This window comes from Prevotella sp. P3-122, assembly GCF_002251365.1.
GTDB lineage: Bacteria > Bacteroidota > Bacteroidia > Bacteroidales > Bacteroidaceae > Prevotella.
In genome coordinates, this window is record NZ_NPJH01000005.1 from 40169 (window position 1) to 53741 (window position 13573).

General features: G+C 46.7%; 10 protein-coding genes. 1 reads left to right on the forward strand and 9 read right to left on the reverse strand.

The window, feature by feature from the left end:
* Positions 1–36 precede the first annotated feature (36 nt).
* The 4 genes from CIL02_RS00750 to polA form a co-directional block, all read right to left on the reverse strand.
* Positions 37–2736 carry a chitobiase/beta-hexosaminidase C-terminal domain-containing protein gene (locus CIL02_RS00750; protein ID WP_094398580.1) on the reverse strand — a complete coding sequence of 900 codons (2700 nt, stop codon included), beginning with the start codon at positions 2734–2736 and terminating at the stop codon, positions 37–39.
* A gap of 233 nt (positions 2737–2969) precedes the next feature.
* Complete coding sequence (gene lgt / locus CIL02_RS00755) at positions 2970–3818, reverse strand: prolipoprotein diacylglyceryl transferase (RefSeq protein WP_094398581.1); 849 nt, start codon at positions 3816–3818, stop codon at positions 2970–2972.
* Positions 3819–3858: 40 nt separating this feature from the next.
* Positions 3859–4965: a redox-regulated ATPase YchF gene (gene ychF, locus CIL02_RS00760; protein WP_094398582.1), complete on the reverse strand. Its 1107-nt coding sequence runs from the start codon at positions 4963–4965 to the stop codon at positions 3859–3861.
* Positions 4966–5155: 190 nt separating this feature from the next.
* Positions 5156–7918, reverse strand: a complete 2763-nt coding sequence (gene polA / locus CIL02_RS00765) for a DNA polymerase I (protein WP_094398583.1) — start codon at positions 7916–7918, stop codon at positions 5156–5158.
* 83 nt (positions 7919–8001) lie between these two features.
* Here polA and CIL02_RS00770 point away from each other — a divergent pair, with 83 nt between their 5' ends.
* Complete coding sequence (locus CIL02_RS00770; RefSeq protein WP_094398584.1) at positions 8002–8979, forward strand: polyprenyl synthetase family protein; 978 nt, start codon at positions 8002–8004, stop codon at positions 8977–8979.
* Between the two features lie 117 nt (positions 8980–9096).
* Here the strand turns inward: CIL02_RS00770 and deoC are convergent, their stop codons facing one another.
* From deoC to uvrC, 5 genes are all read right to left on the reverse strand, one after another.
* The gene (gene deoC / locus CIL02_RS00775) at positions 9097–9990 is read right to left on the reverse strand and encodes a deoxyribose-phosphate aldolase (protein WP_094398585.1); all 894 of its coding nucleotides are present in this window, start codon (positions 9988–9990) and stop codon (positions 9097–9099) included.
* 12 nt (positions 9991–10002) lie between these two features.
* Positions 10003–10326 (reverse strand): nucleotide pyrophosphohydrolase, encoded by a 324-nt coding sequence (locus CIL02_RS00780; protein WP_094398586.1) that lies wholly within the window; start codon positions 10324–10326, stop codon positions 10003–10005.
* A gap of 18 nt (positions 10327–10344) precedes the next feature.
* The gene (gene dtd, locus CIL02_RS00785) at positions 10345–10797 is read right to left on the reverse strand and encodes a D-aminoacyl-tRNA deacylase (protein WP_094398587.1); all 453 of its coding nucleotides are present in this window, start codon (positions 10795–10797) and stop codon (positions 10345–10347) included.
* Positions 10798–11241: 444 nt separating this feature from the next.
* Positions 11242–11472: a hypothetical protein gene (locus CIL02_RS00795; RefSeq protein ID WP_094398589.1), complete on the reverse strand. Its 231-nt coding sequence runs from the start codon at positions 11470–11472 to the stop codon at positions 11242–11244.
* Between the two features lie 259 nt (positions 11473–11731).
* A complete protein-coding gene (gene uvrC, locus CIL02_RS00800) occupies positions 11732–13555 on the reverse strand; it encodes an excinuclease ABC subunit UvrC (RefSeq protein WP_094398590.1) in 1824 nt (607 codons plus the stop codon).
* Between the last annotated feature and the right edge of the window lie 18 nt (positions 13556–13573).

Sequence of the window (13573 nt, forward strand, 5' to 3'; positions counted from 1 at the left end):
AGCCCGTGTTGGTTATTGGATAATTATGGTCTTGTCTTATTTAACGAGTACTTTCCTTACGCTTCCGTCGGCCATCTTGACGATGTTGATGCCACGCTGCATCTTCTGGATGCGTGTACCGTTGATGCTGTAGATGCCAGCAGGAACAGCCTTCTGTCCGGCAGCCTCGCTGTTGATATCCTCGATACCTGTAGCAAGCTGGTTCTCGCGTGCTGCTGACTTCTCGCCGTGGTTCATGATGTAGATGTCGTAGAAGCCTGCCTTAGAGTTGCCGTCAGCGATGCGTGTGCGCACGTATACCTCGTCGCTGCCCTCATAGCTGCGGGTGAACTTCTTGTACAGACGCTGGGTTGCGAGCACGCAGGTGTCGCCAATCTGCTCCCACTCTACGCTGTCCTTGGAAACCTCGAAAACGATTAATGGTGAGCCGCCGCTGTTACCGTTGGAGATGAATGAAACTACGTCGAATGGACCAGCATGCTTTGTGGTTGTGGCGATGACGCCATTGCGTGGATTGTTGGTGTTCCATTCGCCAATGTTGATGTAGTAGTTTGTGACAAGTGTGTCAAGGTCGTCAACAGTTGCGGGATTGTATGCTGTGCCTACGCCGATAACCTTGCCGGGCTTGATATTCTCCCATATCATAACGTGACCGCGGGATACTATCTTCCAACCGTTACCGAAGTCTACGGTCTCCTCTGGGTTCAGTTTAGTATATACGATAGAGTCCTGACCGTCAGAACCTGTTACGACTTCAGCTGACGATTCGTCGTAGTAAGAATATGCAGACTTGTCCTTACCCCATGTGAAGTAGTACTTTGTAGATGTAGAGCCACCGTTGTATTCTGTTGGGTTGGCGTCCATGTGTGCAACTTCGTCTATGCGCAGTTGGGCATTACGGATAAGGATGTCCTCTGTTGCCAGCTCACTCTGGACATATGCCTCGCTGATGGCGAATGCAGAGATGGTCTTGCTGTCGGTGAAGGTGAGGGGTTCTGTGTACTTGGAGCAGCTTGTGCTGTCTGTGCTTGCAGAATAGTTATACCAGATGGTAGCGTCGGGAGTCTCGCAGCTGATGGTAACGACGGTCTTGCCATCGAGCAACTCGGATGTGATGACAGGTGCTGCGGCCTGGTTCTTCATTTCTACGAGTATCTCGGCAGCATCGCTGAGATTGTAGCCCTCTGCTATGGCAGCAGCCTTGACAGTTGTCTCGGCGGTAAGGTTGAATGGGCCTTCATACAGAGTGCTCTCTGTTGTTGGGTCAGTACCGTCGGTGGTGTAGTAGATCTTTGCGCTGGTGTTTGCGCACTTGATGGTTACGTTGGTATTGAGATTCTTATATTCCAGGCTGAAAGTAGGAGTTGGAACTTTTGTAATCTCACTCTTCGAGTCTGCTACCATGCTGATGGCGTTGTTAAGCAGGGTAGTGGTGGCGTCAGCCTCCTGGTAAGCATCTGCGAGTGCTTCCTGTGTCAATGGCAGGTACAGGTAACCGTTGTGATAGATGTTGTGGGCGTGTGAGATAACAATGTCTTTTTCCGTGTCGGTAATAATAATGTCATCGTCAGCGAAATATGAGCCGAGATTTACACCTGTTACCGGTGTGCCATTGGTCAATACTATACCAGAATAACCTTCTTCCAGTCCTGCTTCCGTATTTGGTATGAGGGTGATGTTGTCGAAGAGGTCGTTATTTGGAACGTTGGTCTTGCCGAAGCTGCCAGCCTGTACAGCCTCACCATACTGCTCGCCCCAAGCTGCGTACAGGCTGGGGTTGAGGTTGAGCACGGGTGTCCATGGCATAGCCTCTTTGAGAACGCCAACGATGCTGTTGTCGGCGGCTATGGTAGAGCTTGCAATTGTAACATCGAAGCCTTGCAGAGAGTCGGCCGTAACTTCACTAATATCGCCGGTAACATCAATGGCTGTCACTTGATATGCCTCGTTGGCAGAAATGAGAGTGAGAGCGTTGTCAGCATCTGCGCTACCGCCATATAGGTAGCCAATCTTTGTCTTGCTGTCGTTGGGGTCATCACCCTCGCCTGCAATCATATAATAGATGTGGCAGCCGTTGGTTGACTTGATGGTTACTGCTGTGTAGTCGTCAACGTCGGGGGTATCATCAGGTATGTCGTAAACCACCTCGTTGAAGAATTTTGGTGTCTGGTTACCCTCGGTAGCGGTCAGGGTTACTCCGTCAACAACAACGTTGATACCACGGGCCTCTGTGTTCTTGTGTGACTCAACACCTATGCGCAGAGTTGTGCCTTTCAGCACCTGCTTGATTTTGAATGTCAGTCCCTTGCCGTTGAGCCAGATGAAGCCTCCGTAGGCTGGATACATACCGTTGGGAGAACCTTCGTTTTCTGCCTGGGGATAGCCGGTAGCAAGAATAAGACCTTTGGCTTTGATGCCTTTCATGTCCAATCCTGATAATTCCGGAATAGGTACTTCTTCACCGTTGACAATAGTTACGGCTTCATTGTCTGCATTGACGGTAGAACCATTGTCGGCACACCAGAATGTGGAACCGAATTTTCCTGATTGGGTAGCATCTTTCTCCCAGTCGCGCCAATGTGCAGCCGTACCGTTTTGTTCCATGTCGGCATACAGGTTGGCTACAGTTGCAGAGCTAAAGCCTTCTCTGAAGTCCCAAGTCTTGCGGACCTTCTGAGCGTTTGCACTAACGGCCAATAGCAGGCCGAGTGCTGCTAAAGTAAACGTCTTGTTCATGTTCGAATTGTTTTAGGTTTTTTATATGTTTATGATAATTTGTATATCTAGCGTGATGCTTGTATCTCGTTGATTAGGTCAAATTTGTTGTTTGATTGTATTCTTTTTTTTGATTATTTAAGTAGTGTTTTGTCCGTAGACAATATATCTTGTGGCAAAGATAATTGAATTATTTGTATCATCCAATTATCTTTGCCTTTATTTTTTGATAATAAACTTGGTTTTTTGATTTATTACTGTTTTGCTCCCAGCCTGCCCATCCATTTTCCGCCTTTCATGCATGCTACACCAAGTATGACGAATGGTATGCTGAGCAGCTGTCCCATGTCGAGAGGCATGCCGGCCTCGAAGTCTACTTGTATGTCCTTTGTGAACTCCACAAAGAAGCGGAAAGTGAATATTAGCGTAAGGCAAAGCCCGAAGAAGAGTCCCGTGCCAACGCGCGTCTTGGCTTTCTTGTATAAGAACCAGCCCACGAAGAAGAACAGGGCGTAGGCTATGGCCTCATAGAGCTGGCCAGGATGGCGAGGATATTGGTCAACCTTCGTGAAGATGAACGCCCAGGGCACGTCTGTCACCTTGCCTATAATCTCGGAGTTCATGAGGTTGCCCAGGCGTATGAAACAGGCGGTAATGGGGGTTGCTATGGCTATGTTGTCAAGAACCGTCCAGATGTTCATCTTCAGGTTGCGGCAATATAGCCACAGGCCGATGATAAGGCCGAGGGTACCACCGTGGCTTGCCAGTCCCTCATACCCCGTGAACTTCCATGAGCCGTCGGCAAGGTGACGCATAGGAATGAGCATCTCCACGAAATGGTCCCATGACGAGAGGTAGTAGGCAGGGTCGTAGAACAGGCAATGGCCGAGGCGTGCACCAACGAGGATGCTTACGAAGCAGTATAGGAACAGCGGCTCGAAGAGCGACTCCTTAATCTGCTGGTCACGGTACAGCCATTTTACCATGAAGTAGGCTCCGGCAAGCCCTGCCAGCCAGCACAGGGAGTAATACCTTATGCCAAAGCTGCCTATGCGCAGCAGGGTGTCGTCGGGATTCCAGAATATGTATGACAGTAGCTCCATGTAGTCAGCGGAAATTATACATTAAAATATTATACTGTCATCAAACATTAAACCTGAAGTGCATGATGTCGCCATCCTGAACAACGTACTCCTTGCCCTCGATGCCGAGCTTGCCCGCCTCGCGGACAGCAGCCTCAGAGCCGTATTGTATATAGTCGTCGTACTTGATGACCTCTGCGCGGATGAAGCCTTTCTCGAAGTCGGTATGTATTACTCCGGCACATTGTGGCGCCTTCCATCCCTTGTGATATGTCCATGCCTTCACCTCCATCTCGCCGGCTGTGATGAAGGTCTCAAGGTTCAGCAGGGCGTATGCCTTCTTGATGAGGCGGTTGACGCCACTCTCCTCAAGCCCAAGCTCCTCCAGGAACATCTGTTTGTCCTCGTAGGTCTCAAGCGAGGCTATGTCCTCCTCGGTCTTGGCGGCTATTACCATGCACTCGGCACCCTCCTCGGCTGCTATGGCCTCTACCTTTCGTGAGAAGTCGTTGCCCGACTTGGCGCTTGCCTCGTCGACGTTGGCAACATACAGTACAGGCTTGGTGGTCAGCAGGAACAGGTCGTGTGCGGCCTGCTGCTCTTCCTTGCTCTCGAATGTTACCGAACGTGCGTTCTTACCCTGCTCAAGCACTTCCTTGTATGCCTCCAGTACCGTTACCAGCACCTTGGCGTCCTTGTTGTTGCCGATGGCGGCTATCTTCTGGTTCTTGGCAAGCTGTGCCTCCACCGTCTCAAGGTCTTTGAGCTGCAGCTCCGTGTCTATGATGCTCTTGTCCTCAAGCGGGTCTACGGGCGCACCTCCCTCGCGAACGATGTTGTCGTCCTCGAAGCAACGTACAACATGTATGATGGCATCGCACTCGCGGATGTTGCCAAGGAACTTGTTGCCCAATCCCTCGCCTTTCGAAGCACCTTTTACAAGGCCTGCTATGTCGACAATCTCGCAGGTTGCGGGAACTATTCTGCCCGGATGGACAATCTCGGCGAGCTTGGTAAGTCGCTCGTCGGGAACTGTTATCACACCAAGGTTTGGCTCTATTGTGCAGAAAGGGAAATTGGCTGCCTGAGCCTTTGCGCTCGACAGACAGTTGAAAAGTGTGGACTTGCCCACGTTGGGCAGTCCCACAATACCACATTTTAATGACATGTCTTTATATAGTTTTTCTGTTTTTGTTATAACGTGGTTTCTGCGTAAATACGCATACTCTGTTGCAAAGGTACTAATTATAACTGAGTCTACAATATTTTTTTGCGTAAATTGCAATCATACATTTGCCTGATGCTTGATGCATGGGCAGCGAGCCCAATCGGGGCCGGCCTCCCATGCCTGCTGTTTGTCAGTGTGCCTCAAGCCAGTTGCTTCCCCATCCGGCATCTGCCACCAAGGGTACGTTCAGGATGTATGCCTTCTCCATTTCCTCCCTTACAATCTTCTCCACCTGTTCCTTTTCCTCAGGGTAGACGGAGAAGTTGAGCTCGTCGTGAACCTGTAGTATCATCTTCGAGCGGATGCCCTCGTCGGCAAACCTCTTGTGTATGCGTATCATGGCAACCTTAATGATGTCGGCTTCAGAGCCTTGTATGGGTGCGTTGATGGCGTTGCGCTCAGCAAATCCGCGCACGGTTGCGTTCTTTGAGTTTATGTCCTGAAGATAACGTCTGCGCTTGAAGAGGGTCTCGGCATATCCCTTTGCTCGGGCCATGCGCTTGGCCGTCTCCATATATTCGCCAACTTTTGGGAAGGTACGGAAATAGTCGTCTATGAGCTGTCTGGCCTCCTTGTTGTCTATTCCCATGCGTTGTGCGAGTCCGAAAGTCGTTATTCCATAGATGATGCCGAAGTTGGCCTGCTTGGCTTTCTTTCTCTGTGCTGGTGTCACGTCGGCCAGTTCCTCATGATAAATCTTTGCTGCAGTGGCCGTGTGAATGTCGTGTCCGCTGCGGAAAGCCTCCATCATGTTCTGGTCTTCAGACAGGTGGGCCATTATGCGAAGCTCTATCTGGCTGTAGTCGGCAGAGAAGAAGAGGCATCCGGGCTCGGGAATGAAGCATTTCCTGATTTCCTTCCCGTCGTCATCCCTAACGGGTATGTTCTGAAGGTTTGGGTCGCTCGACGATAGACGTCCAGTAGCCGTAACAGCCTGATTGAACGATGTGTGGATGCGGCCAGTCCGTTTGTTTACCAGCTTTGGTAATGCCTCTACGTAAGTGCCAAGCAGCTTCTTCAAACCACGGTAAGCCAGGATGTCGTCTATTATTGGAGCTTTCGAGCGCAGGGATTGCAGCACTTCCTCATTGGTGACATACTGTCCGGTCTTTGTCTTCTTGGGTTTATCCATTATCTGCATCTTGCCGAAAAGGATATCTCCAACCTGCTTGGGCGAGGAGATATTGAACTGCTCTCCTGCCTGCTCGTAGATGCGGGCTTCCAGGGTGCTCATTCTCTCGTTGAACACTTTGGCCGTGTCGGCAAGCGCCTTGGTGTCTAAGCACACTCCGTTCATTTCCATGTCTGCCAATACTGGTACCAGCGGCATCTCGATATCCCAGAACAGATGCTCGCCGCCAATCTCTTTCAGTTTTGGTTCGAGCACGTTTTTGAGCCGTAGTGTAATGTCCGCATCCTCGGCGGCATACTCATACACCTCGCTTGGGTCAAGGTCGCGCATGGACTTCTGGCCTTTGCCTTTGGGACCTATCAGCTCCTCGATGTGTATGGTCTGGTATTTCAGGTACACTTCGGCCATGTAGTCCATGTTGTGTCGAAGCTCTGGTTGGATGATGTAGTGTGCGAGCATCGTGTCGAACATCCTGCCTTGTAGCCTTATGCCATAGTTCATCAGAACCTCGTAGTCGTACTTGATGTTCTGACCGACCTTGAGGGTGGCTGGGTTTTCGTAGAGTGGTTTAAGAAAAGATAGGATTTTTAACGCATCTTCACGATTGCTTGGGATAGGAACATAAAAAGCCTTATTTTCCTCGACCGAGAAGCTCAGACCAACTAATTCTGCATCAACAGCAGACGTTGAAGTTGTTTCTGTGTCTAAACTTAAAATTTCTTTTGTCCGTAAAAAGTCATATAACTCCGTTAGTTTCTCTTGTGTATCAACGAGTTTGTAGTCGTGTGGGCTGTTTTTTAGGCTTGCGAGAATTGAATTTTCGCTTTCATCCTTCCCGCTGGTCGGAAATTCTTCAAAGAGAGAAAGTTGGATGTTATCTGTTTTTTGTTTCTTTTCACCTTTATTAAGAAACTTGTCTGCAAGTGTCTTGAACTCCAGTTCTGCAAACAGCGAGCTTAGTTTTTCCTTGTCAGGCTCTACGAGTCTCAGACTGTCGAGGTTGAGTTCTATGGGAACGTCCGTTCGGATAGTAGCGAGGAACTTCGACATTCGGATGTCGTCTGCAGCTGCCTCGATTTTTTCCCTTAGTTTGCCTTTCACCTCTTCAGACCTGCTGATTAGTTCCTCTACGGAGTTAAAGTCGTTGATAAGCTTTACGGCTGTCTTCTCACCGACACCTGGGCATCCGGGAAAGTTGTCGGCCTTGTCGCCCATCAAGGCCAGCAGGTCTATTACTTGTGCGGGACTCTTTATGCCGTATTTCTCTTCTATCTGTCCTGCGCCGATAATGTCGTACCCTCCGCCATGTCGTGGCCGGTAGATGAACACGTTCTCCGTGACCAGTTGGCCGTAGTCCTTGTCTGGTGTGAGCATATAAGTTTCTATCCCCATCGCTCCAGCTTTGGTGGCGAGGGTGCCAATAACGTCGTCGGCCTCGAAGCCGTCACATTGGAATATGGGGATGTTGAATGCGGCGAGCAGTTCCTTTATAATAGGTACAGAGAGTTTTATGTCCTCGGGAGTTTCTTCCCGTTGTGCCTTGTATTCAGGAAAAGCTTCGTGGCGGAATGTCTTCCCATGGTCGAAAGCTACTCCGATATGCGTAGGGTGTTCTTTGTTGATGATTTCGTTCAGTGTATTGCAAAAGCCAAGAATGGCCGACGTGTTCAGCCCCTTGGAGTTGATGCGTGGCGTGCGGATGAATGCGTAATAGGCCCTATAGATGAGGGCGTAGGCATCTAAAAGAAATAATTTATCCATAAAATCTTTATATTTGCCGTAAAATTACTAAAAAATTGCCACAATTCCCGATTTTTCACTAATTTTGTATCAAATTTCAGTTTATGGATTATATTAAACAAATACGCCAGCCTATAACGACCGAGCTTGATGACTTCATCTGTATGTTCAATTCTACGCTCAGCCATGCCAACGGTCTCTTGTCCCAGGCTCTTGAGCATATCAAGAATAGGGGAGGGAAGCGGATGCGTCCGATGCTGATATTGCTGATAGCAAAGAATTTTGGCGATGTCACCGATGTTACGCTCCGTTCGGCCATCGGATTGGAGCTGCTTCATACAGCAAGTCTCGTTCACGACGACGTTGTGGATGAGAGCAGTCAGCGTCGCGGCCAGGCGAGTGTAAATGCCACCTACGATAATAAGGTTGCCGTGCTTGTTGGTGACTATATTCTGTCCACCGCACTACTGAATGTCGCCATGACAGGCTCCAAGGATATTGTGGCATATCTGGCACGCTTGGGGCAGACCTTGTCAAATGGTGAGATTTTGCAATTGACAAATATTTCCAACCAGGTTATTTCCGAGCAGGTTTATTATGATGTTATACGTCAGAAGACAGCTGCCCTTTTCGAGGCTTGCGCAGGCATAGGAACACTATCTGTTGGAGCATCGCCCGAGGTTGTTGAGGAGGCAAAGCGGTTTGGCTCTAATATAGGTATGATTTTCCAGATAAGGGATGATATATTCGATTATTACGAGTCGACCGAAATCGGAAAGCCCACAGGAAACGATATGGCAGAGGGTAAGCTCACCTTGCCTGTAATCTATGCGGTCAAAAATTCGGATGACCCTGTAATTAGACAGTTGGCATATAAGGTCAAGGATCAGACAGTTACACCCGACGAGATAGCTACCCTTGTTGCCTACGCCAAGGAACATGGGGGAATTGAGTATGCGGTCAGCCGAATGAGGGAATTCTATGCTCAAGCCCAAGAATTTATCGATAAATACGTGGAAAAACAAGATGTCAGGCAGGCTCTTCAGGCTTATCTTGACTTTATGATTGAAAGGAATCTTTAGCTGACTTATAGCTATTTACGACAATATTATAGCCGTATCATTTCCCTTTAGATGGATTTGATACGGCTATATAATTATGTCAATGGCTTCATGTCAGCCACTCAGACCTGTTTTTCCTCAGAAGAATTTTACCTCATTTCCCTCAATCTCACTCAGCAGCAGGTTTGCCAATCTGCTTGTTCCAAGGCGCAGCCATTTGTTGGTAAGCCATTTTTCGCCCAGAACCTCTTTTACGATGGTGTAGTAGGTAATTGCATCCATGACGGTATTGATGCCTCCAGCTGGCTTAAAACCTATCTGTATGCCCGTTTCATCGTAGTATTCCTTAATAGCCTGGCACATAACGTATGCAGCCTCTGGGGTAGCAGAGATTTTTTCCTTGCCAGTAGAGGTTTTTATATAGTCCGCACCGGCGTACATGGCAAGAATGGAGGCTTTCTTGATGTTGCTTGCTGTAACAAGGTCGCCTGTTTCAAGGATGACCTTCAAGGCGTGGTCGCCACAGACGGCCTTCATTTCCTGTATCTCGTCACTAACGCCCTCGTAGTCGCCTTGCAGGAATTTTCCTACAGGCATCACCATGTCAATCTCGTCTGCGCCGTCCTTTATGGCCAGAGCCGTCTCAATGGTCTTTACTTCAAGCAGGGCCTGTGAAGAAGGAAAAGAGCCTGAAACGCAGGCTATGTTTACACCTTCCACTTCCAGAGTTTCCTTCACAACCTCAGCGAAGCATGGATACACGCAGATGGTTGCCACGTGCGGGATGTCTGGGTACTGCTGGTCGAACTGGTTGACCTTCTCGGTAAAAGCCATCACGCTAACGTCAGAGTCAGTAGTCTTCAGGGTAGTCAACTCTATGCTGCCAAATAGGAATTTCTTTACATCGGCTGTGTCGTTCTCGTGAACCTTCTCAGCAATAATCTTCTGAACGGCTTCACGTACTTCCCTGTCGTTGAGGCTGGTGTTGTATTTCTCCAAAGCCTCGTCGTATTTGCTTTTTGTCTCTTCCATTTTGTTAGTTCTTTATTTAAGTTTTTGGTTTTCTCGATGTCTGTTTTTATCTCTTTTAGTTTTCTTTTCTATGCTTTTTTGTAGCTCTTCAGTAAGATCTACCCCTGTTTGGTTGGCCAAACAGAGCAGAACCCACAAAATATCTGCCATTTCTTCGCCGATATTTGCCTTCTCTCCCTCCTTGAAACTCTGGTCGCCATATTGTCTGGCCATAACCCTTGCGAGCTCTCCTACCTCTTCTGTCAGACAGGCCATGTTGGTCAGTTCGGAGAAGTACCTCACCCCATAGGTCTTTATCCAATCGTCGACCAATTTCTGAGCGTCACTTATTGTCATATTGTCATTTAATTTCTGCTATTCCTTATTTTTTGTATCCATACATATTGTCACAGGTCCGTCGTTTAGCAGTTCCACTTGCATGTATGCTCCAAACTCTCCCGTGCCAACTTCCTTTCCGAGAGCTTCACTCAGTTTGCGGCAAAAGCACTCGTATAGCGGAACAGATATCTCATGCCTGGCGGCTCTTAGCCATGATGGCCTGTTGCCTTTCTTGTAGCTTGCGTATAAGGTAAATTGGCTAACGACCAATATTTCACCTCCGATGTCCATTATTGAACGGTTCATTACTCCGTTCTCGTCATCGAACACACGAAGACCTATAATCTTCTTTACTAACCAGTCTACGTCTTCCTCGCTGTCTTCCTCGCAAACACCGAGCAAAATCAGGTAGCCTTCGCCTATAATTGATTTTACATTGTCGTTTATTGTCACAGAGGCATGTTTTACCCTTTGAATTACCGTTCTCATGTACCTTTTTATTGCAAAGTTACCTTTTTTTTATATATATACAAATTTTTTTTGCCTTTTTTCTTTGCAGTTTCCGCTTTATTCTCTATCTTTGCACCTGTTAAGCTAAGATATTTCCTTTTTGGAGTATCAAATAGCCCTTTTATCGAAAATCGTATAACACATACAATTGCCGCCAAGAGTGGATAACGGCAATTATAGCACTTGAGTATTAGTTTGAGTTGAATCATTCCGCTCGTGAGAGTATTATGACTTCGTTATTAATTTGCAAAAATTTATAATGGTTTCCGGGTCGTGAGACTAGGAAACCTTTTTTTTATTTTATGTTCTCTTCCTTTCCATTTAGACTTTGTGTTCACAAAAAATATGTGAATCTTGAGTACTGCAGAAACTTCCCGGGAAGCCACAGTGACCTATATGGTTAATCTTTTCTCCCCTTTTATCTTATCTCGAATAGGACGGACGCTTTTCTGCCAGTTTTGTCCATCTTAAACGCAAAGCTTTGCAATCGCCCACGCAAAGCTTTGCAATCGCCAACGCAAAGCTTTGCAATCGCCCACGCAAAGCTTTGCAATCGCCCACGCAAAGCTTTGCATCCGCCCACGCAAAGCTTTGCATCTGCCTATGCAAACGTTTGCTGGAAAAGGCGCCTTCATTTAGGATAATATATTTCATGACCGTCAATGCAAAACATTGTGACTATCCTTGCAAACGTATACTTGTGAATGCCCTTTTATTTAGGAATCCATTGAATTTTCGTAACAAGTCAAAACACGGCTTTTTAGATAATAATTAATAGTTGTTTGTTCCTGTTACAATTGTTTTTTTTAATGTATTACAATATCCTTTATATTGTATAACTACCAGAGTATTAATTAGTTATATACAAAATTAAGGTTTGTTCTTCGGATTTAAAAGGAACAACTCTATATGCTTACAAATTCTCTTTTAATATCTTTGCCTTCGCCTGTCCTATGACAGTAGCCACTTCCTCTAACGAAGCCTCCTTCAGCCTTTTTATTGTTTTGAAGTGGCGGAATAACTGTTCCTTGGTCTTCTCGCCAATTCCTTTGATGTCATCCAGCTCGCTATGCAGTGCACTCTTGCTACGCTTGTCTCTATGGAATGTTATGGCATATCTGTGAACCTCGTCCTGAATGTTTGTCAGTACCTTAAATAACTCACTCTTCACATCTATTCCTATTGTTTTAGGAGGCCACCCAAACAGCAATTCGTTTGTTCTGTGGCGATTATCTTTTGCAAGACCGGCTATTGGTATGCTGAGCTTCATTTCGTCCCATATAACTTCTTTTACACAGCTCATTTGGCCCTTTCCGCCGTCTGTAATGATTAGGTCTGGCAGAGTTGTACCCTCTTCACGCATTCTTGTATATCTTCGTCTGACAACCTCCTGCATGGATGCGTAGTCGTCAGGTCCAACTACCGTCTTTATTATGTATTTACGGTAGTCTTTCTTGCTCGGTTTCATACCTTTGAAAACCACACAGCCAGCTACGGCATCGGTTCCTGATATGTTAGAGTTGTCAAAACATTCTATATGGTATGGCATTTTTTCCAATCCCAATAGCGTCTGGAGCAGCTTCATTAGTCTTACAGATTTCTGTTCAGGATTGAGTTTCTCAGCCTGCTTAAGACGGTCAAAACGGTATTGCTTTCCGTTCATTACAGATAGTTCTAACAGATGTTTTTTATCGCCTCGCTGAGGAACGAAGAAGTCTGCATCCTTCATTTTCCAGTCTATCTCGAACGGCACTATTATCTCTTTGGCATGGCTGTCAAAACGCTCTCTTATCTCCTGTATAGCGGTCAGCAGAAGCTCCTCTTCGGTCTCATAGAGCTTACGCCGGTATTCGAATGTGAAACTCTGGTTTATGGTTCCGTTCTTAACGTGCATGTAGTTTATGAATACCATATTGTCGTTCTCTTCGGTGACTATAGAGAACACGTCAATATCCTTTATGGTGTAACTGACAACCTCGCTTTTTGCCATGAAATTCTCAAGCATTACATATTTTCTCTTGAGTTCCTCAGCTTCTTCGAATTTCATTTCTTCTGCCTTCTTCAGCATCTCGTTGTATAGCCACATACCAAGCTCTCTGGTGTTGCCATTCAGAATCTCTTTCACTTGCCTGGTATTTTCCCTGTACTCTTCCATAGATATCTTTCCGATACAAGGTCCGTAGCAGTTGTGTATATGGTATTCCAGGCATGGCTTGTATTTTCCCGAAGTTATGCCTTCCGTGGTCATCGGCATGTTGCATTTCCTTGGCTTGAAGATTTTCGCTATAAGTTCCAAAACCGTATACATGCTGCCAATGTTGCTGTACGGACCAAAGAATGTGCCTGTCTTTTTGTTTATCGTTCTTGTCTTGAAGACCCTTGGAAACTCTTCGTTTGTTATGCAAATACTTGGATATGTCTTTCCGTCTTTTAGTAATATGTTGTATCGGGGATTGTACTTCTTTATGAGAGAGTTTTCGAGCAGTAGGGCATCCTCTTCGCTGTTTACGACCGTATATGTAATGTTCTCAATCTTCGATACCAGCACACGTGTTTTGTATCTGTCTACCTCTTTGTGGAAGTAGCTTGATACACGCTTCTTCAGGCTCTTGGCCTTTCCTACGTAAATGATTTCGTTGTTTATGTCGTAAAATTGGTAGCTTCCTGGCTTGTCCGGCATATTCAGAACTATGTTCTTTAGCCGTTCCAACCTTTTGTTCTCTTCCTCTCTCTTCATTATTAATTAAGGTCTTCA